Annotated in this window: 17 protein-coding genes; 9 read left to right on the top strand and 8 right to left on the bottom strand. The window is 45.2% G+C overall.

The window, feature by feature from the left end:
• Together L0991_14600 and hisD are read right to left on the bottom strand one after the other, a co-directional pair.
• Positions 1-732 (bottom strand): SDR family oxidoreductase, encoded by a 732-nt coding sequence (locus tag L0991_14600; protein XGB64786.1) that lies wholly within the window; start codon positions 730-732, stop codon positions 1-3.
• 1 nt (position 733) lies between these two features.
• A complete protein-coding gene (hisD, locus tag L0991_14595; GenBank protein ID XGB64785.1) occupies positions 734-2,026 on the bottom strand; it encodes a histidinol dehydrogenase in 1,293 nt (430 codons plus the stop codon).
• A 341-nt stretch (positions 2,027-2,367) separates the two neighbouring features.
• Between hisD and L0991_14590 the strand changes: the two genes are divergently transcribed.
• The 8 genes from L0991_14590 to L0991_14555 all read left to right on the top strand — a co-directional run bounded on the left by L0991_14590 (position 2,368) and on the right by L0991_14555 (position 11,762).
• Positions 2,368-3,117: an aldolase/citrate lyase family protein gene (locus L0991_14590; GenBank protein ID XGB64784.1), complete on the top strand. Its 750-nt coding sequence runs from the start codon at positions 2,368-2,370 to the stop codon at positions 3,115-3,117.
• 152 nt (positions 3,118-3,269) lie between these two features.
• Entirely contained in the window at positions 3,270-4,235 is a 966-nt protein-coding gene (locus L0991_14585; protein ID XGB64783.1) for a substrate-binding domain-containing protein, read from the top strand.
• A 295-nt stretch (positions 4,236-4,530) separates the two neighbouring features.
• Positions 4,531-5,526 (top strand): TRAP transporter substrate-binding protein, encoded by a 996-nt coding sequence (locus tag L0991_14580; protein XGB64782.1) that lies wholly within the window; start codon positions 4,531-4,533, stop codon positions 5,524-5,526.
• A 168-nt stretch (positions 5,527-5,694) separates the two neighbouring features.
• Positions 5,695-6,258, top strand: a complete 564-nt coding sequence (locus L0991_14575) for a TRAP transporter small permease (GenBank protein ID XGB64781.1) — start codon at positions 5,695-5,697, stop codon at positions 6,256-6,258.
• Positions 6,255-7,535, top strand: coding sequence for a TRAP transporter large permease (locus L0991_14570; GenBank protein ID XGB64780.1), 1,281 nt, complete (start codon positions 6,255-6,257; stop codon positions 7,533-7,535). Before L0991_14575 ends, L0991_14570 begins: the two co-directional genes overlap by 4 nt.
• A gap of 513 nt (positions 7,536-8,048) precedes the next feature.
• Complete coding sequence (locus L0991_14565) at positions 8,049-9,023, top strand: ester cyclase (protein XGB64779.1); 975 nt, start codon at positions 8,049-8,051, stop codon at positions 9,021-9,023.
• Positions 9,024-9,040: 17 nt separating this feature from the next.
• Positions 9,041-10,036, top strand: coding sequence for an ester cyclase (locus L0991_14560; protein ID XGB64778.1), 996 nt, complete (start codon positions 9,041-9,043; stop codon positions 10,034-10,036).
• Positions 10,029-11,762, top strand: coding sequence for a sodium/solute symporter (locus tag L0991_14555; protein ID XGB64777.1), 1,734 nt, complete (start codon positions 10,029-10,031; stop codon positions 11,760-11,762). The genes L0991_14560 and L0991_14555 overlap by 8 nt, the downstream gene beginning before the upstream one ends.
• 144 nt (positions 11,763-11,906) lie before the next feature.
• Here L0991_14555 and L0991_14550 read toward each other — a convergent pair whose 3' ends face one another.
• The 6 genes from L0991_14550 to bla all read right to left on the bottom strand — a co-directional run bounded on the left by L0991_14550 (position 11,907) and on the right by bla (position 19,361).
• Complete coding sequence (locus L0991_14550; protein ID XGB64776.1) at positions 11,907-12,446, bottom strand: RNA-binding S4 domain-containing protein; 540 nt, start codon at positions 12,444-12,446, stop codon at positions 11,907-11,909.
• Between the two features lie 126 nt (positions 12,447-12,572).
• Entirely contained in the window at positions 12,573-14,192 is a 1,620-nt protein-coding gene (gene yejF / locus L0991_14545; protein ID XGB64775.1) for a microcin C ABC transporter ATP-binding protein YejF, read from the bottom strand.
• 9 nt (positions 14,193-14,201) lie between these two features.
• The gene (locus L0991_14540) at positions 14,202-15,224 is read right to left on the bottom strand and encodes an ABC transporter permease (protein ID XGB64774.1); all 1,023 of its coding nucleotides are present in this window, start codon (positions 15,222-15,224) and stop codon (positions 14,202-14,204) included.
• Between the two features lie 32 nt (positions 15,225-15,256).
• Complete coding sequence (locus L0991_14535) at positions 15,257-16,345, bottom strand: microcin C ABC transporter permease YejB (protein XGB64773.1); 1,089 nt, start codon at positions 16,343-16,345, stop codon at positions 15,257-15,259.
• Between the two features lie 12 nt (positions 16,346-16,357).
• The gene (locus tag L0991_14530; GenBank protein ID XGB64772.1) at positions 16,358-18,253 is read right to left on the bottom strand and encodes an extracellular solute-binding protein; all 1,896 of its coding nucleotides are present in this window, start codon (positions 18,251-18,253) and stop codon (positions 16,358-16,360) included.
• Between the two features lie 244 nt (positions 18,254-18,497).
• On the bottom strand, positions 18,498-19,361 hold the full coding sequence (gene bla / locus L0991_14525) for a class A beta-lactamase (protein ID XGB64771.1): 864 nt from the start codon (positions 19,359-19,361) through the stop codon (positions 18,498-18,500).
• A 192-nt stretch (positions 19,362-19,553) separates the two neighbouring features.
• On the opposite strand from bla, the gene L0991_14520 reads away from it, so the two are divergent.
• Entirely contained in the window at positions 19,554-20,597 is a 1,044-nt protein-coding gene (locus tag L0991_14520; protein XGB64770.1) for an endonuclease/exonuclease/phosphatase family protein, read from the top strand.
• The last annotated feature ends 99 nt before the right edge of the window (positions 20,598-20,696 follow it).

Below are 20,696 nucleotides of genomic sequence, written 5' to 3'. Positions count from 1 at the left end.
CTAACCTAGCGGTCTTCCGCCATCGACAGCGATGGTGTTACCGGTTGAAAATGTCAGTAGCTCTGCAGCTGCATAAACAGCGTTGGCAACCTCTTCGTCACTCGCTAGTCGTTTAAGCGGTGTCGATTGCTCTTGGGCATTGCGCCATTCATCATCTAACCCTTTGACAAATTCGGTATCCACTAAGCCAGGAGCAACAGCGAGTACTCGGATATCTGGAGATAAAGCGCGGCCTAATGAACGTGTCATGTTTTCAACCGCTGATTTACTCGCACAATACGCCACGTTACTACCCATTGCCGTTTGTGCTGCAATCGAAGTGATGTTCACTACGCAACCCTTAGCGCTGCGAAGTAAAGGTTCAAACGCGCGAACCATCGCAAATGGAGCTCGAACATTGACACGGAAGATCTTGTCTATCAGCTCATCATTCAAAGACGCTAAATCATTGTGCGCGACAAACTTTGTCATACCTGCGCAGTTCACTAGCAAGTCTAATGAATCCGACGACTCTTTAACTTGGTCCGCTAATGCGCCAATCGCAGAGCTGTCTTCAACATTCAGTTGATACATGGCATGACCTGAACCTTGTAAGCTGTCCAAGATCTGTTGAGCTGCAACCTCATTGCTGTTGTAGGTAAACACAACGCGATAGCCAGATTGCGCTAATTTGTGACATATGGCGGCACCGATGCCGCCACTGCCGCCTGTAACTAAGGCGAGTTTTGTCATGTTATGCCTCTACCGATTTTTCTTTGTAGCGACGCACACGAATGTCTGCTTGCTCTTTGTGACCAGCGAAACCTTCTAGTGCACATAGACGTGAACAGTACTCACCTACTTTTAGTGAAGCCGCTTCAGTTACGCGCTGGTAAGTACATGTTTTAATGAATTTACCAACCCACAGACCACCGGTGTAACGTGCTGCTTTGTTTGTTGGGAGTGTATGGTTAGTACCGATACACTTATCGCCGTAAGAAACGTTTGTCTCACGACCTAAGAACAACGCGCCGTAGTTAGTCATGTTATCTAGGAAGTACTTAGGATCTTTTGTCATTACTTGTACGTGTTCAGAAGCAATGTCATCTGCTACTTCAACCATCTCTTCGTAGCTATCACAAACAATAACCTGACCGTAGTTTTCCCAAGCCTTACCAGCGACTTCAGCAGTAGGAAGAATCGTTAGCTGACGCTCAATCTCTTTGACTGTCTCTTCTGCAAAAGTTTCGCTATTGGTTAGCAGTACTGCTGGAGAGTTGTATCCGTGCTCAGCTTGACCAAGTAAGTCCGCTGCTGCTAATTCAGGGTCACATCCCTCTTCGTCTGCAATCACAAGCGTCTCTGTTGGGCCAGCGAACAAGTCAATACCAACACGACCAAACAGCTGACGTTTTGCCTCTGCAACAAATGCGTTACCAGGGCCAACGATCATATCTACTGGAGCAATCGTTTCTGTACCAAGTGCCATCGCACCTACCGCTTGTACGCCACCAAAACAGTAAATTTCATCCGCACCAGCCATCGCCATTGCTGCAACAATCGCCACATTTGGTTGACCGTTAAAAGGAGGAGCACAAGCAATCACACGCTTCACACCAGCCACTTTCGCAGTAAGAACACTCATGTGCGCTGATGCAACCAATGGGTACTTACCACCTGGGATGTAACAACCAACACTGTTTACTGGCACGTTTTTGTGGCCCAGTACGACACCCGGCATGGTCTCTACTTCTACATCATGCATTGAGTCACGTTGGATCTGAGCGAAGTTACGAACCTGTGTTTGTGCAAATTCAATGTCGTGCTTAGTAGATTCGTCCAATGCGTCTACACATGCCTGAATTTGCTCATCTGTTAAGCGAAACTGCTCCGGAGACCAGTTATCAAATTTTTCTGAAAGCTCACGTACTGCACTGTCACCTTTCTTTTCGATGTCAGAAAGAATGTTCTCAACCGTTTGACGTACTTGCGCGTTGTTTGATGCTGATGCTTCTTCAGTGATGCCGTGTTTTAGAATGCGAGCCATGCTTAGTTCTCCTTGTGGCGTATGCCTAGTGTTTGCTTATGTGTAGTTTTAACAGAGTTTATTTTTGTTTTTGTATACTTTTGGATACGAATGCAAAATAAACATAAACATTTTTTTAACACTTGGCAAATTCATTTCTCAACTTAGGAAATCAAATCCAAACCATTGTTTTAAATAACAAAACCACTTCACAACGGTTAGTTAGGATGCCTATCGGATTAAAATACAGTCAATTTATGTTGCATTGATCACATTGTTTTTACTCTTTTTTTACAACAACACATGTTAAGTTTTGCATACCTTTGCAAAAGCAAATGAAAAGTAATGGAGAATAGAAAGTAATGGATAACTTCAAGAACACACTAAGCAACACCGAACTACTTGGTACCTTTGTCAAAACCCCTCACCCACACATCATCGAAGTGCTTGCGTTGGCAGATCTTCCTTTCGTTGTGCTAGATGCGGAACACGCCCCTTTTGATAGAACGACACTGGATAGCTGCATTCTTGCTGCGCGCGCTAATCAGCTCCCTTGCGTGGTTCGAGTTCAAGATAGCCAGCCATCGACCATTTTGAATGCGTTAGATTGCGGAGCGACAGGAATCCAGATCCCACACGTATGCAGTGCAGAGCAAGCAGAAAAGTTAGTGAAGATGTCCCATTACGGTGAAGGTGGCCGAGGCTATGCAGGCTCAAGCCGCGCAGCAAAATACGCAACCAAACCGATGGCCAACCACCTGAAAGATAGCCAGAACAACACGGTTGTCATCGCACAAATTGAAGACCCAGAGGGTGTGGTAAACGCTGAATCGATAGCAAAAGTGGAAGGCATTGATGCACTGTTTATTGGACAAGTCGATTTGGCCGTGTCTTACGGTGCTGAAAGTGTGAATGATGAATGCGTGCGAGAAGCGAGTATCAAAATAATCAAAGCAGCTCAGCAAGTTAACAAACCTGTTGGTATGTTTGTCGCAAATGCTCAAGCGGCTCGTCACTGGAAAGAGCTCGGGGTTAACTTCTTTTGCGTCGGTTCTGAACACAAAATGATCATTGATGGCTTTCGAAATGAGCAAGCCGTCATGAATTCATAAATTTTCTTTGTGATTTCAAATGTTACACGTATTGTAATTATCAAACCTTGCTCATTAGGACCTGTTGACCTAATCAAGGTGGCGCTTGGATTTATCGCGATATAAGGAGATTCACCATAAAAGCGAAAGTTACCTCTATTGATGTTGCCAAAATGCTTGGCGTTTCTCAGTCTACCGTTTCTCGGGCATTCAGTCCGACAGCGAGCATTAGTGAGAAGAAGCGTAAAATGGTTATGGATGCAGCGACCAAGCTTGGCTACACGCCAAATGCGATCGCTCGTAGCCTTATTTCCAATCGTTCAGGGTTAGTGGCAATCGCACTTGATAGCGAATCAAACCCGATGTACGACTTGCAATCTCGTGCTCTCGCGATGGAAATCCAAAAGCGCGGTGGCCAGGTTGTCCTTTGCCCTATCGATAAAGACGACTTGGATCTTGCCATTTCACGCGCGATTGAATATCAGGTTGATGGCTTGATCATTGCCACCAGCCGTCTTACTTCCCGAGCATTCGCACAATGTGAAAAGTTTGGCGTTCACTTAAGCCTTATCAACCGTTATACAGAAAGCATTAATGCGAACAGCGCTGGCCTAGATAACCAACGAGCTGGCACGCAAGCGGCGGATTATTTGCTGGATAAGGGCTACCAACAACTGGCTTATGTCAGTGGTGATGCAGGCTCAATGACTAGTGACAAACGTTGGCTTGGCTTCTCTGAAACCGCAAAAACTCGTGAAGCCGCTTCACCTATCTTCATCAATGCAAAATACAGTTTTGAAGCGGGGTTAGAAGCCGCTAAAGAGTTAATGGAGCATACATCCAAGCCAGATGCTGTGTTCTGTGCCAATGATATCCTAGCTATGGGGGTTATGGACGGTCTTAGAAAGCTCGGATGCCATATTCCTCAAGACTTTGCAGTCATGGGAGTGGATGATATCCCAATGGCCTCTTGGCCAAGCTATGACCTCACCACGATTGCTCAGCCTACCGATAAAATCGTGCAAAGAGCTGTCGAAGACTTAATGCAGCGCATCAACGATAACGTGGACGCTAAAGGCGAATACCTGCTTGAATCTGGCACCATTATTGAGCGAGGGAGTACAGCCAAAGGCTCTTAGCCAGCTTTCTCCCCTTTAACAAGCTCACTGCAAACCAACCTACTCAACACCGATAAATTTAGACTAAAAGCCCTAATCTCAAGTTAGGGCTTTTTTCTGTGATCTCGTCTAAAAATTCGCCTATTCATATTAACTGCACTATCAAATCGCCCCATTTGTTATTGACTTGTTAGCTCCCTGTTTATATTTTGGATTCGTATGCAAAATTAGGATATGAAGTGCGGATAAATAACCCACTGAACAACATGGCTCAAATGAATGCACATAAAAGCCATGTGATGAAAAAGGAAGAACGATGAAACGCGCAATCTTTACCTCGATTACCGCCCTCGGCTTAACGCTGTCTAGCATGAATACCTTTGCAAGCAATGTGATCCGCCTTGCTCACGACAGCCAAGAAACATCACCAGTCCATAAAGCAATGCTTCACTTCGAAAAAGAGTTGGAATCTCGCTCTAACGGAGAACTTGAAGTTGAAATCTACCCTGCCCGTCAACTGGGCGATGTAAGAGAAACCACAGAGCTTGTTCAGCAAGGTAACTTACAGATGACGTTTGGTGCATCGGTACTGCTTTCACCTTACGTACCTGAGTTCAACGTACTTGATGTTTTCTACCTATTTGAAGACGAAGCGCAAGCACACAAAGCGTTGGACAGCGACAAGATCGGCAAACCACTTCTCAATTCAATGGAATCAAAAGGCTTTCATGGCTTAGGCTTTATGGAAGTTGGCTTCCGCAGCATCACCAATAACAAGCAACCGATTAACAGCATTGAAGACTTGAACAGCTTAAAGATTCGTTCAGCGTCTAACCCTACGCAAATCAGTGCTTGGAAATCGGTGGGTACAGCACCGACACCGCTTTCTTGGGGTGAGATCTTCACTTCGTTACAACAAGGCTTAATCAATTCACAAGAAAGCGCGGTTTACTCTATTTACGCTGAGCGTTTTTATGAAGCACAAGAGTACCTATCGCTAACCAACCATATTTACACTAACTACGTGCTATTCATGAATAAAGAGTTCTGGGATTCTCTACCGAGTGATCAACAGGCGCTTATCAATGAAGTAAGCCAAGAAACCATCGCGGTACAGCGTGATCTTGCAGCGAAACAGAACCAAGAAGTCATCAAAGAGCTTGAAGCGAAAGGCATGACAGTAAACGTAGTGCCAACCGACGTTCGTGCTCAAATGAAAGAAAAGATGAATGCAGCGGTTTACCAAGAACTTCGTAGCAAAACTGGTGAAGCGTTATTCGACAGTGTGATCACAGAAATAGAGCAACTCTAATTTACTGATCACGATTGCTAGCCCTTCATGGGTGCCCGTTATTGACTCAGGCTTTGAGGCTTCGTTTTAAAGCAGCTTTATTGCTTTACAGACAAACCGCTTTAAAGCCTGAGATGCAGTTCATTCATTGGCATTCAATGCCCTTTTCAACACTCTTTGGAGTTACGTATGAAATGGTTTCGCCTGTTCGACCGATACTTCGAACCAACACTGATCGTACTTTCTATCTCGTTGATGACCGCACTACTCTGTTTACAGATAGCATTGCGCCTATTCGACGCTTCAATTGCTTGGGCAGAAGAACTTGCCCGCTACCTTTTCGTTTGGGCGATGTACTTAAGCATCAGCTACTGTATTCGTGATGATCGACATATTCGCATTCGCCTATTCATCGACAAACTACCGGGTAATCTAACCCACTACAGTTTAATTCTTTCAGACCTTATCTATCTTGCCTTCAGCTGTACCGTTGCCTGGTTTGGTTTCAAAGTGATTGGTCGAAGCCTGAAACTGGGCCAAATCGCTCCAGCAATGGAAATCCCGATTGCATGCCTATATGCCTCTGTACTTGTTTGTGCCGTGTTCAGTGCCATTCGCCTTGTCGTTAGCATCAATAAGCGCATTTCAATTATTGCTTACTCGCCAAAGTCGGTTCGACTAACGCAACACCGTTACCGTCACTTGAAAGCAAAACACCGCACTTCTAACCGCTTGTTGGAGCTAAGCTTATGACCTCTGCTTTGTTATTTGGTAGTTTCGGATTACTGCTTCTTATTGGCGTTCCCGTAGGTATCGCACTCGCAGGTGCCAGCATGCTGGCAATCTTGAGCCTACCCTTCTTAAATATCGAATTTTTAGTTCAGGGCTTGGTTACAGGCCTAGACTCTTTCCCACTATTGGCCGTAGTACTCTTCACATTGGCCGGTAACCTAATGAGCCAAGGCGGTATATCAAAACGTCTTTTGCATGTTGCTGAAGTCTTCTTTGGTCACTTCACCGGTGGCTTGGGGATTGTAGCTATCGTTGCATGTATGTTCTTTGCTTCTATCTCTGGTACAGGTTCAGCAACCGTTGCGGCTATTGGCTTAACCATGATTCCATCTATGGTTAAAAAAGGCTACGACCGAAGCTTTGCTGGTGCGTTGATTGCCTCTTCCGGCGGTATCGGTGTAATTATTCCACCGTCTGTTGTAATGATCGTGTATGCCATTACTGCAGAAGTGTCCGTAACGAAAATGTTCATGGCCGGCATTATCCCTGGTGTTGTCGTCGGACTCGTCCTTATCGGTTACTGTTTGATCGTATCTAAAATCCGCGGCTACAAAGGTAACGACAAGAAAGCAACATGGCCTGAGAGAATGGCAGCGCTTAAAGAAGCGATTTGGGCAATGCTATTACCGGTAATCATTCTTGGCGGCATCTACTCTGGTGTCTTCACGCCAACTGAATCTGCGGCGATTGGTGTGTTATACGGCTTGTTTTTCGGCATGTTTGTTTACAAAGAGCTGGATTACAAAAAGGTCGTGAAGATCATTTTGGAGTCTTCGTTATTGGTAGGTGCAGTACTTGTGATTGTGGGCGCTTCAGTTACCTTTGGTCGAATCCTAACGCTTGAGCGTCTACCAACTGAAATCGCGCAGTTCATTCTCTCTATCACAGAAAACAAGCTGCTCATCTTGCTATGTATCACCGCATTGCTACTGATCGTCGGTACATTCATGGAGACATTAGCGGCGATTGTTATCTTAACTCCAATCCTGCTGCCTATCGTGACCGCATTGGGAATGGACCCAATTCATTTCGGTATCGTGATGATCGTGAACCTAGCCATCGGGTTTGTCACTCCCCCACTCGGCGCCAACTTATTTATGGCCAGCCAAGTAGGTAACGTGCCGATTGAATCCTTGTCTCGGGCGATTTTAGGCTGGATTGGTGCCATGCTCGTCGCTTTGATGATCATTACCTTTGTGCCAGCGATATCACTGTTCCTTCCAGAACTATTGTCTTAAGCGTATCCATCAAAAAAGCCACTCAATATTCATCTTTGAGTGGCTTTTTCAATCAAACCATTCCCAAACTTATCGTTGCATGCGAATCCATTTTTAATTAAACAAATCTAAACAAAAAATTAACAACCTGAGTAAAATCCCATCATATAAGAATAATTACTCTAAACTTCCTCTCGTCATCACTTCGATATAATAAATCGTCACAGAGCAATCTCTGGTATAACGCCCACCTCGCCGCAACCAAAACAATACCAATAAATACATACACCTACATAGGTTAACCCTACATTTCAACCTAATTGCTTTGTTCATATATACCCGATAAATATGGAATCACCACTCAATTATCTTACTGAGAACCGTATTTTGAGAGTTGTTAAAAAACAGATCCAACCCACAATAAAGAAACATATGCAAAACACCTCATCGACACAGTGATAACAAAAGGCAATATTGGATACGTAACCAAAAATAATCCAATAACTAATTTTATGACGCATCAGGAGGTGATTAATGGCTATGGTTGGCTTTGATTCTAAATGGCAAGATTTTCCGGATTACATATTAGGCATCACTAAAGAAATTTGGGAAGATCGAGGTCTGAGTACCCTACATAACTATTACTCACCTGACATTATCGTCCGTACACCACTCTCCATCACCAAGGGAAACGAAAAGGTCATCAGCGCGACCATGGGCACACTAGCCGAGTTCCCGAACCGTACCTTATTGGGTGAAGACGTTATTTGGTCAGGGACTCCTGAGCAAGGCATGCTCTCATCACATCGAATCATTTCAACAGCTACTCACACTAATGATGGTGTATTTGGTAAAGCCACAAACAAAACACTTAAGTTTCGAATTATCGCTGACTGCCATGCCATCAATAACCAAATCAATGACGAGTGGATGATCCGAGACATCGCTGCGATTGCAAACCAACTGGGTATGACGTCAGAAGAGTACGCTCGTCAGCAAATCGAAATAGAGGGTGGCGTTGAGCAATGCCCCTTCCCTTTCACTCCTCAAGCCGACATTCAAGGCCCTTACCTTGGTGTAGGGAATGACAATGAATACGGTCAGCGCTATGAAGACATACTGCGACGTGTAATGAGTGCTGAGTTCTCGGTAATACCAAAAGAATATGACCGAGCTTGTATTGGCGAATACACGGGCGGTCAAACTGCACTCTCTCATAACGAGATCGACCAGTTTTGGATGTCACTGCGCTCGTCATTTCCGAACGCGGAATTCAAAATTCACCACCGTATTGGCCGCAATGACGAAATGATGTCACCGCGTGCGGCTATTCGTTGGTCGCTACAAGGCAAACACGAAGGCTACGGTATGTTTGGAAAGCCTACAGGAAAAGACGTTTACATCATGGGTATCAGCCATGCAGAGTTTGGGCCTTGGGGCCTACGCAGAGAATTCACGCTACTTGATGAAAGTGCAGTCTGGAAACAGATTTTAATCCAAATCGGTTAACTATATAAGGACATAACATGTTGAACAGCTTGATTGAAAATTTCTACAACACGTATTTTAACGCTCACTCTTCAGAGCGTACTCAAGTAGCTCAAGAGATGCTAAATGCAGACGTTAAATGGTGCGTCGCTCACCCGATTAATGACGTCTCTGGTGTCGATGCGACCGAGCAAGCATTCTTATTGCCGCTAGTAACCTCGTTGCCTGATGTTGAACGACGTCCATCAATCGTTATGGAAGGTGAATACCAGGGTCGCACTTGGGTAAACTCTACTGGCTACTTTGTTGGCACATTTGCAAAACCGTTGTTTGGTATCCCAGCAACAGGAAAAACGCTCTACTTGCGCTACACCGAAATGGTTTGTATCCAAGAGGGTCAAATTGTCGAATCCTATCTAATCCCTGATTTTATTGATGCAATGAACCAAGCTGGTGTTAACCCGTTACGAGCAAGCCTAGGTCATGCTGGACTAGTCCCTGCCCCAGCAACTCAAGACGGCATACAGACAGGTAACATCGCTGCGGAAGAGAGCGAGAAAAGCCAAAAACTAGTGCTAGACATGCTGGCTTGCTTAGGTCGATTTGATGGTAAGCGCCTTGATTCAATGGATCTAGAAAACTACTGGCATGACGACTTTATGTGGTACGGACCGGCTAGTATTGGTACGACTCGTGGTATCCAAGGCTTCCGCGACCATCATCAAGGACCATTTGTCTTTGCCTTCCCTGACCGAAGTGTCGATATCGAGCTCAATATTTTGTCCCAAAATGACTACGTATCCACGGGTGGTTGGCCACACATGCACGGTACACATACTGGCAGCAGTGGTTGGTTAGGGTTAGCACCAACTGGCAAACACATCGAGCTTCGCGTGATGGATATCTGGCGACGCGAAGGCGAATTACTCAAAGAGAACTGGGTTGCTATCGATATCGCACACATCTTAAAGCAGCTCGGTTATGACTTATTCGCACAAATGGATGAACAACTAAAAGGACGAGCGCATGTATGAGTTTGGAGCTTTAAACTGGACAATTCTTGGTACCTATATCGTCCTGACTTTAGTGATGGGTGCACTAGTTGGTAGACGCGTGACTTCCGCCAACCAATTTGCATTAGGCGATAGAAATATTCCATGGTGGGCCATCGGTATTTCTGTTGTATGTACCTATGTTAGTGCGATGTCTTTCTTGGGTGGGCCTGCTTGGTCTTACAAAGAAGGCTTGTCGGTGATTGCTATCCACCTAAACTACCCTCTGGTGATTTTCTTTATCGTTGCTGTGTTTATGCCGTTTTTCTACAACAACGGCCTCACTTCGATTTATGAATATCAAGAACGACGCTTTGGTAAAGCTTCTCGTATCACTCTGTCTCTGATTTTCTTAATTAAACAGGCGATAAGCTCAGCTGCGGTCTTATATGCGACCTCGTTAATCCTCGAGTTCATCACAGGCATCGACGTGACTTACTGCATCATCATCGTCACTGTTATCGCGCTGATCTATACCGTCATGGGGGGAATTGCCGCCGTTATTTGGACAGATGTCATTCAAGCGGTCATTTTGTTCCTTGGCGCGTTCATCATCATCGAAGCCGTTTGGAATGGCATGCCACAACCAATGACTGAAGTGATGCAAAACCTTAAGTCAGACGGCATGACCGATGCGTTGCAGACCAATTTAGATTTAAGCCAAGTGACCACGGTATGGGCAGGCGTTATCGCAATGACAATGTTCCATACCACTGTGTATGGCGGTAACCAGATGATGGTTCAACGCTGTATGGCGGCTAAAAACATGGGTGATGCGAAAAAAGCGATGCTGATGATGGGCTACGTTGCCTTCTTCATCTACTTCGTATTCATTCTACTAGGTGTATTATTTAACGCTTACTACGATGGTAAAGAGTTTGAGAATGGCAATACCATTATCCTTCACTATGCCAGCGAATACGGTATGCCAGGGCTTATGGGAATCATCGCGGCAGCTATTCTTGCAGCAAGTATGTCGAGCCTAGACTCCGCTTTTAACTCTATGGCTACCGTCTCTGTTACTGACTTCTATAAACGCTTTTACAAGAAAAACGAGTCAGAGGAACATTACCTCAAAGCATCGCGTTTCTTCACGGTTATGTGGGCGCTATGTATCATCATTCCAGCCTTCATGTTTGCAACCAGCACAGGCTCAGTTTTAGAAATATTGAGTAAAGCGGGTTCTTATTTTGTAGGTGCAAACTTCTGTATGTTCGTGCTTGGTTTCTACTCCAAACACATTACAGAAAAAGGACTATTAATTGGTGTCGCAGCAAGCTTCTTAGCAATCTGGTATGTAGCAGTAGCGACTGATATCGCTTGGCCTTGGTACTGTGTTATCGGTGTTTTCGTTAATGCGATTGTCGCGTACGCTGCAAGTTTGTTGCTAACAGGCAAACAAAAAGAAATGCACCTTTATACAGTCAAAGGACAGCAAGCTGAGTATGCGCGCTTGAACAAGCCGATCAAAGAAGATGGTTGGTATGTTGTTCCGGGTAAAATCGATGCACCTTGTTGGGGACTACTCGTTATGTTTGTATTCTCACTCGTTCTACTTTGGGGAATTAACGAGTTCATTGAGAACGCACCAATGTTGATTAACTTTATCCGAGTCTGCTCTGTTATTGTTGCTGCAAGCGTCATCGGTTACATAATTTACTCAATCAAACGCTCTAAGCCATCAAATGAAGTAGAACAAGTCAGCTAAGGTTCTCCTCAAACTCAACCTAGCGACAACAAAAAAGGCTCACTATCACAGTGAGCCTTTTAGTATCTGGCGAACGCTAAAAACACATTTAGCGCTGCTAACAAGCTATAAAAGAGTGTCAGACCAGCCGTTTAGAGCTGTTAATTAGAAGAACTCAATCGAATTACGGCCGCTTTTCTCATCGCGTTGAGGCTTTGGCGCGTCCGCTTTCTTTTTCGCTTTGTTTTCTTTCTTTTTCTCTTTCTTTGGTTCTGCTTTAGCACTCAACATTTCAGCAGTGCTTTTCTTAGATTCTTTCTTCTTAGAATCCTTTTTAGACTGGCCTTTCTTCGACTTGTTGTCTTTCTTAGCTGCTTCTTTTTTCTTTGGCTTGTCTTCTACTTCTTGTACTGGCTGGTCACAGCACACTACATAGTATTCTTGGTTGAATTCAAAGAAGTCACCATCGTACATTTTACGACGCTTACGTGTTTCCAACTCACCGTTTACCGCAACGTAGCCTTCAGAGATGACGTGCTTAGCTTCGCCACCGCCACTCACTAGGTTCGCGATCTTGAACACTTTGTAGAGCTCAATTGGCTGAGATGAAACATCGACGCCAATCGCCTCGATTTCAATCTCTTCGCCTTCTTCGCCGTGCTCGTAACCTTCGTAGTCAGCGTCTTCGTAATGTTCTTGGTCCATGGTGACCTCTACCTAAATATGTACTTCTGAAATATTGGGCGCAGTGTAATCGTAAAACAAGTAAATGACCATGTTGAATTCAACCTGATCGCCCTTGTTATAAAGAATAGTGCCTCTATTGGCGACTTACACGCCACCCACGTTCGAGAGACTCACCAACTGCTTGGTGTATTCTTGTTGAGGAGCGCTAAACAGCGTCTCGGTGTCGCCCTTCTCTATCACCTCACCCGCTTTCATCACTATGGTGTAATGACACAAGGATTTGACGACATTCAGATCGTGGCTAATGAACAGATAAGTCAGATCGTACTTTTCTTGCAGTGACTTGAGTAAGTCTAAAACCTGAGCTTGCACCGTTCTGTCTAATGAAGAGGTCGGCTCATCGAGTAGGATAAACTCTGGCTTCAGAATCAGTGCTCGTGCAATCGCAATGCGCTGCCTTTGACCACCCGAAAATTCATTTGGGTAACGATGGCGAGTTTCAGGGTCAAGATCGACCTCTTTCATCACATCACAGATACGTTGGTCCAGTTCAGCCTCATCAAGCTGCTGATGGACCCGTAAGCCTTCACCAATCACTTGTGCCACCGACATTCTTGGGTTCAACGCTGAGAATGGGTCTTGAAAGACGACTTGCATACGGCTTCGAAATGGCAGCATTTGCTGACGGTTTAGCCCTTGAAGCTGCTCGCTTTCATAAGTAATCGAACCTTCACTCTCCACCAGCTTTAATATCGCCATGCCTGTGGTCGACTTACCTGAACCACTCTCGCCCACTAAGCCAATGGAGTGCCCTTTCTTCAAAGTGAACTCCATGTCCGTGACCGCCTTAACATGCGAAATGGTACGCTTAAATAAGCCGCCCGTGATTGGGAACCAAACACGAAGTTGATTTACGTCGAGTAGCGGTTGGCTATCGGGTGACACAGGGACAGGCAAACCTTTAGGGTCAGAATTGATTAGTTTTTGCGTGTAAGGGTGAGCTGGCGCATTAAACAATGTCTGGCAGTCGTTGCTTTCCACAAGGCGACCATCTTTCATCACCGCAACTCTATCGGCAATCTTACGAACGATACTCAAGTCATGGGTGATAAACAGCATCGCCATGCCAAGCTCTTGTTGCAGATCTTTCAATAAATCGAGGATCTGAGCTTGTACCGACACATCCAATGCAGTCGTTGGCTCATCAGCAATAAGCAGCTCTGGCTCATTAATAAGTGCCATCGCAATCATCACACGCTGACGCTCACCGCCTGATAACTCATGCGGATAAGCTGAAATTTTTTGCTCTGGATGACGGATGCCTACTTTAGATAGCCACTCTATCGCCAAGGCTTGTGCTTTGTTGGTGCGCATACCGCGATGTATCGCGAGGGTTTCAACCAACTGCTTGCCGATTCGATGAAGCGGATTCAGTGATACCATAGGTTCTTGGAAGATCATCCCAATACGACCACCACGAATACCCCGCAGTTGCCTCTCGGAACAACTCAAGATATCGCTACCAGAGAAGTTAATCGTCCCGTTCAAGTAATGTGACGAGCCTTTAGGCAGTAGCTTTAAGATAGAGTTAGCCGTCACCGATTTACCCGAGCCACTCTCGCCCACCAGTGCCAGTGTTTCACCTTTGTATATTTCGAGCGAAACATCGTGTGTTACCTGCTCTATCGCCTTCTTTCTTCCAAAACCCACAGACAGTTTATCTATGGTTAGTACTGGAGAAGCAGGAGCTGTATTTGAAGTCATAACCTATCCTTACTTCTGTTGGTGTGGGTCGAAGGCATCACGTACCGCTTCACCGACGAAGACAAGTAACGTAAGCATCAAAGAAAGCACAACGAATGCGGAAATGCCAAGCCAAGGCGCTTGTAAGTTGGCTTTACCTTGCGCCAGAAGCTCGCCTAACGAAGGCGAACCCGCAGGAAGACCAAAGCCCAAGAAATCTAACGACGTTAGTGTGGTCACCGAGCCAGACAAGATAAACGGCATCATGGTTAGCGATGCAACCATAGCGTTCGGCAACATGTGACGAAGCATAATGCGTTTGTCATCGACGCCCATCGCTTGTGCCGCACGTACATAGTCGAAGTTACGACAACGTAAGAACTCGGCGCGAACAATACCCACCAGACTCATCCAACTGAACAGCACCATAATCCCCAGCAACCACCAGAAATTCGGCTCAATAAAACTCGACAAGATAATTAGCAAGAACAAGGTCGGCATTCCTGACCACACCTCGATGAAACGTTGTCCAAACAGGTCAACCCAACCGCCGTAATATCCTTGCGTAGCCCCAACGACCACGCCAATAACACTTGAAACAATCGTCAGAACAAAACCAAAGAGTACAGAGATACGAAAGCCGTAAATAATCCTCGCCAACACATCTCGCCCTTTATCATCCGTACCTAACCAGTTCACTGAATCAGGCTCCGATGGTACCGCGCCTGCGATATCAAAGTTGATAGTGTCGTAACTGAAAGGGATGATCGGCCAAACGATATAGCCACTCTCTTCAATGAGGTCTATTACATACGGGTCTTTATAGTCAGCCTCGGTTTCAAACTCCCCACCGAACTCTGTCTCTGCGTATTCATTAATGACAGGCACAAACCATTGATTATCATAAGAAACCAATAATGGCTTATCGTTCGCGATGATCTCTGCAAACAGGCTCAAGCCAAACAACAAGGTGAATATCCACAAGGAGATAAAACCACGCCTGTTTGCTTTAAAACGTAACCAACGAGCTTCAGCTAAAGGGTTGCTAAACATTTTTAATCAATACCTTTGTTATTCATTCGCCATTAACGCGCTTCAAAATCAATTCGAGGATCAACCCAGGTATAAGTCAGGTCGGAGATAATGCTCAACACCAAACCCAGTAAGGTCATAATATAAAGAGAGCTAAATACCACTGGGTAATCACGTTGAATCGTCGACTCAAAGCCAAGTAAACCAATGCCTTCGAGTGAAAACATCACTTCAATCAACATAGAGCCAGTAAAGAAAATACTAATAAATGCGCTTGGGAAACCGGCAATAATGATCAACATTGCGTTACGGAAAACGTGCTTGTAGAGAATGCTGTTCTCATCCAAACCTTTCGCTCGTGCCGTTACCACATATTGCTTGTTAATTTCATCAAGGAAGGAGTTTTTGGTCAGCATGCTAAGCGTGGCAAAACCACCGATCACCATAGCGAAAATAGGCAAAGCTAAATGCCAGAAGTAATCGCCAATTTGCTGATACCAATTGAGTTGGTCAAAGTTACTCGACACCAGGCCTCGTAAAGGGAACCAACTGAAGTAGTTACCACTCGCGAATAAGATGATCAGAATGATAGCAAACAAGAAGCCAGGGACCGCATATCCGACGATCACCACCGCGCTCGACCAAATATCAAAACGAGAGCCGTGGTGTATCGCCTTCATAATGCCCAGAGGTATCGAAATCACGTAAATGATTAACGTACTCCAAAGCCCCAGAGAAATAGAAACAGGCAAGCGCTCGATGATTAGGTCGATAACATTACCGCCCTTAAACAGGCTTTCACCAAAGTTAAAGGTCGCGTAATTTTTCAACATTTCAAAGTAGCGAACGTGGATCGGCTTATCAAAACCAAACTGCTTTTTGATCTCTTCAACCACTTCTGGATCTAGCCCGCGTGAGCCTTTATAGCCACTGGCAGACGCCTGATCACTCTCGCTTAAATCAACCTCTTGTCCACCACCAGAAAAGCGCTCCATAATACCGGAGTTGTGCCCTTCTAACTGCGCCACAGCCTGTTCTACTGGACCACCCGGCGCAATCTGAATGATGAAAAAGTTAATCGTGATGATCGCCCAAAGCGTGGGGATCACCAACAACAAACGTCGAAATATATACGCAGCCATGCTAACTAACTCCTAGCGACGTTTCTCAGGAAGCAATGCCGCCTTCTCTTCTGAAATCCACCATGTATCGATACCTAAATCGTATTTAGGCAGTACATCCGGACGCTCAAACTTGTCCCACATTGCCACTCGGTATTCACCCACGTGCCATTGAGGAATGTTGTAGAAGTTCCACTGCAACACACGGTCAAGAGAGCGACCTAGCGTAAGGAGCTTTTCTGGGTTCTGTTGGTTACGCGCGATTTCTTCAGTTAACGCATCCACCACAGGATCCATTACGCCAGCTGTATTGTAAGTGGAATCAATGTAGTTAGAGTTCCAAACAATCATTAAGTTCGGGCTTGGATAAGGATTTGGCGAAAACGACGAAGAGACCATATCGAAATCTCGGTCACGAAGACGCTTGATGTATTGCGTGGTATCGACCGTGCGGATCTTCATCTCGATACCCATTCGCTTGAGGTTCTTTTGAACAGGTGTAGCAATACGCTCCGTCGTTGGGCTGTAAATCAACAACTCAAATGACATTGGCTTGCCAGTCTTTTCGTTGGTCATTACTTTGTCTTTTAACACCCAGCCCGCTTCTTTCAACAGTTTGAATGCCGTGCGCATTTGGCTACGAATACGACCACTGCCATCGGTGACTGGCGGTTGGTACTCTTCTGTAAACACTCGCGGTGGGATCTGGTCTTTGTACTGAGACAGCAACGCCACTTCGTCTTCACTTGGCAAGCCTTTCGCTTCATAGTCAGTGTTTTGGAAGTAACTACGAGTTCGCTTGTACTGGCCATAGAACATGTTCTTATTCATCCACTCAAAGTCCATCGCGTACGTTAACGCTTCACGAACTTTAGGATCTGAGAACACTGGAGATTGAATATTGTAGACAAAGCCTTGGGTCGACTCTGGCTTCTCGTGATTGATCTCTTCTTTGACGATATAGCCTTTGTCGAAGTTCGCGCCCGTGTAAGAGTTAGCCCAGAACTTGGCTGAGTTCTCTGTTCGAAGATCAAACTCCCCTGCTTTAAAGGCTTCTAACATCACGGTGTCATCACGATAGTAGTCGTACTGGACTTCCTTGAAGTTATTGCGACCCACGTTAACAGGTAGGTCGGCTGCCCAGTAATTTTCATCAAGGCCGTAAGTAACGCTTTGACCCGACTTATAGCTGATGATCTTGTAAGGACCGCTGCCTACTGGCGGTTCGCTTAGCGGCTCAGAGAGTTTTCTGTCTTTCCAGAAATGCTTAGGTAACACGCGAGTGCTTTGAGCAAAGCTAAACAACTTCTCACGGTTCTGATTATTCATCTCGATACGAACCACCAAATCAGAAACCGCGGTAACGGATTCTATGTCTTTGTAATACACACGGTATTGAGGCACACCTTCTGTCGAAAACTTCATGAAGGTAAACGCCACATCATGGGCCGTAATAGGTTGCCCATCATGGAATTTAGCATTCGGGTTGATATCGATTTCCATCCAAGAAAAATCACTCGCATAACGAACCTTAGAAGCAATCAATGGATAGTAAGCATCAATTTCATCGCTCGGTGAAAACATCAAAGTATCGTAAATTTCACCTGAATAGCTGGCTGCAACGCCGCGGGAACCGAATCGATTAAAACTATCGTAGGTACCAATGCTACCGTAGGTCACTTTGCCGAATTTAGGGGCATTCGGGTTAACATAATCGAAGTGGGTAAAATCGGCTGGGTATTTTGCTTCACCAAAACCAACCAGTTGTGTGGTTTCAATAACGGTGACGGCGGGAGTAGATTCGGTATCGGATGCGTAAGTAACGGAGGGTTGTAGAGCAATAAGCGGCAGCATGACTGCACATGAGGCTAACTTAAACCTGAAAAACTGAGTGCGCTGCGAGGCTTTGCGTCGAAGATCTGTTCCCATTTGACTCTCCCTTCAAATGTCATGAATTCAATATTCAGCTTGATTTGTCGGCTTTGAATGCATGCCGTTAAAACAAGTATAGAATCAAATCTAACATCATGTAATAACTAATAAAACCATCAGCACTCTATCTCTTGCGGTTTATTTACAAATTACTCGGGACTGTTCTAAAGAAATGTCACGCGCTAACACCATAACTGAACCTGTGGCTAGCGCGTGATTGTGTCGGATTAACTGTTGTTTGCTACTTCACCTGATAAGCGTCAAAGATAAGTTGACCTACTTCGTTGATCACCTTGTCACGCTCTTGGAGAGTGAATTCGGTTTCTGTAAGAGAGACGCTGATGATCAATGGGTCTCGATGTTCACTCCACACAATAGCAGTAATTGCGCGAGAACCATAAGCCCCAGCCCCCGACCTGTCAGCAATACTCCAACCACTAGGCAAAATAGAACGGAACATTCCGTCAGACACTTTATTGCCCATCATCCACCCTTTTAACGTCGCTTTGGACGTTTGTGACAACGTATCGCCATACATCAATTCATTCAAGGTCATCACAATGCTATTCGGTGTCGTGGTATCGCGAGCATCACCCGGTCGGGCATGATTCAATTCTGGCTCTAAATGGTCAAGACGAGTATTGCTGTCTCCAATAGAACGCAGGAACTGAGTTAAGCCGTTGGGGCCTTCGATTCCACCAAGCACAATATTTGCGGCAGTATTGTCACTCATCGTCATGGTTGCGCTACATGCATCTCTCAGTGAAATACCTTTGCCGACCAGCTCTTTAGTCACCGGAGACCAAACAATAAGATCATCAGACTTAATGCTGACCTTTGAATCTAAATCTAGCCCATTGTTTTCAGCGTCATAGAGAAGGTTTGCACAAGCCAGAGTTTTAAAAGTGCTCATCATTGGAAATCGCTCATCACCCTTGTAACTCCATGTTTGCTTGGTCGCAGAATCATAGACAGCCACACCGATACGTGCCGAAACACGAGATTCAATTTGTTCAATCGATTTAGGCTTAAGAGATTGACTCAATGACGATGTAGAGACAAAGGCGCTCAACAACACAAGAGCGAGAGAAGTATATTTTTTCATAGTGAAACCATAAGAACACGACCGACTGATCATGGAGAAAATTAAACTCGACACCTTAACCGCGTCGAATGGAGAGAATCTAAGCAGAAAGCAACGACCTTCGCTAGATCAAATGAAAATAACTGACTAAATCCGAACAATACCTCGATATTTTAGATATCCTTAAAGGAGCGATTTCAATAGGATTCAACCTTGAACAAACCAAACCAAGTAACCTTCTCAACGTTCAACCTTTTGAACTACCTTGAGCCACCGAACGCATATTATGATTTCGAGAATATCTACAGCTTCGACGAATGGCAGAAGAAACAACATTGGATTGCGGAAGCGATTCGTTCAACAGATTGCGATGTGATCGGCTTTCAAGAGATCTTCAGCCCAGAATCTTTAGAGCAACTCATGAATGAATTGGGCTATCCGCACTTTGCCGTCGTCGATAGCGCGCACGTTGAAGATGATTACCTATACACCTCCCCTGTTGTTGGAATTGCTTCCCGTTACCCGATTGAAAGTGTTCAGCCAGTCACACCGGATTCGAGCTTACTTGCCGCCTTTAACCTTGGTGACAATTTTTCATTCAACCGAACACCTGTTCACGCCACCATTGAATTACCTCACTTAGGCTCAACCGATTGTTATGTCGTGCACTTTAAGTCACAACGCCCAACAGAGCCCAAAGTTGAAACGGTAGAACCCCATGACAGTTCAGCAGAGCAAAAGCCACAAAGCGATACACTGATTAAACTTCATCAGGAACAACTAGGCTCTTGGTTATCGAGTGTTCAACGCGGGCTAGAAGCCCAACTGCTACACCAATACATTACCAATCAACGCTATCTAACCGACCAACCCGTTGTGTTGATGGGTGACTTTAACAAGCCCCTATTCAACGATGAATTCAAAGGGCTGTTGAGTTACTCGTTGAATCGAGATGAAACCAGCCAACATTGGCTTTCACACTTTAGATTGAGAGACAGTTGGGATCTCTACCATCAATTACACGAAGAAGACTTACTTGAACAACGTAAACCGACTCACTATTACGGCGCATCAGGCTCTGTCTTGGATTACATATTGATGTCGAACGAATTTGACTGCCAGAACTCCTCAAGTTTGATGGAAATATCAAACTACACCGTGCTCGATCATCATCTGATTAACCCAAGCTTCGAACACGACCAATTCAGTACTGATCACGCTGTCGTTTCCGTCACCGCTCATATCCGCGAAGCCTAAAGTTAGACGTAAAAAAGCCGCAGTCAAACACTGCGGCTCTCTAAACCTAGCCAAGTGGGTTTAGCCAACCGACGCCCCATTTAGAAATAGACTTGCTTT

Origin of the sequence: Vibrio chagasii (assembly GCA_041879415.1) — a bacterium.
Lineage (GTDB): Bacteria > Pseudomonadota > Gammaproteobacteria > Enterobacterales > Vibrionaceae > Vibrio.
Note: the sequence above shows the minus strand (reverse complement) of the source record. Positions and strands in the feature narration are given on the sequence as shown.

Coding starts and splice junctions, on each gene's coding strand:
- L0991_14600 (XGB64786.1), bottom strand. CDS start 732: ATGACAAAACTCGCCTTAGTTACAGGCGGCAGTGGCGGCATCGGTGCC.
- hisD (XGB64785.1), bottom strand. CDS start 2,026: ATGGCTCGCATTCTAAAACACGGCATCACTGAAGAAGCATCAGCATCA.
- L0991_14590 (XGB64784.1), top strand. CDS start 2,368: ATGGATAACTTCAAGAACACACTAAGCAACACCGAACTACTTGGTACC.
- L0991_14585 (XGB64783.1), top strand. CDS start 3,270: ATGCTTGGCGTTTCTCAGTCTACCGTTTCTCGGGCATTCAGTCCGACA.
- L0991_14580 (XGB64782.1), top strand. CDS start 4,531: ATGAAACGCGCAATCTTTACCTCGATTACCGCCCTCGGCTTAACGCTG.
- L0991_14575 (XGB64781.1), top strand. CDS start 5,695: ATGAAATGGTTTCGCCTGTTCGACCGATACTTCGAACCAACACTGATC.
- L0991_14570 (XGB64780.1), top strand. CDS start 6,255: ATGACCTCTGCTTTGTTATTTGGTAGTTTCGGATTACTGCTTCTTATT.
- L0991_14565 (XGB64779.1), top strand. CDS start 8,049: ATGGCTATGGTTGGCTTTGATTCTAAATGGCAAGATTTTCCGGATTAC.
- L0991_14560 (XGB64778.1), top strand. CDS start 9,041: ATGTTGAACAGCTTGATTGAAAATTTCTACAACACGTATTTTAACGCT.
- L0991_14555 (XGB64777.1), top strand. CDS start 10,029: ATGTATGAGTTTGGAGCTTTAAACTGGACAATTCTTGGTACCTATATC.
- L0991_14550 (XGB64776.1), bottom strand. CDS start 12,446: ATGGACCAAGAACATTACGAAGACGCTGACTACGAAGGTTACGAGCAC.
- yejF (XGB64775.1), bottom strand. CDS start 14,192: ATGACTTCAAATACAGCTCCTGCTTCTCCAGTACTAACCATAGATAAA.
- L0991_14540 (XGB64774.1), bottom strand. CDS start 15,224: ATGTTTAGCAACCCTTTAGCTGAAGCTCGTTGGTTACGTTTTAAAGCA.
- L0991_14535 (XGB64773.1), bottom strand. CDS start 16,345: ATGGCTGCGTATATATTTCGACGTTTGTTGTTGGTGATCCCCACGCTT.
- L0991_14530 (XGB64772.1), bottom strand. CDS start 18,253: ATGGGAACAGATCTTCGACGCAAAGCCTCGCAGCGCACTCAGTTTTTC.
- bla (XGB64771.1), bottom strand. CDS start 19,361: ATGAAAAAATATACTTCTCTCGCTCTTGTGTTGTTGAGCGCCTTTGTC.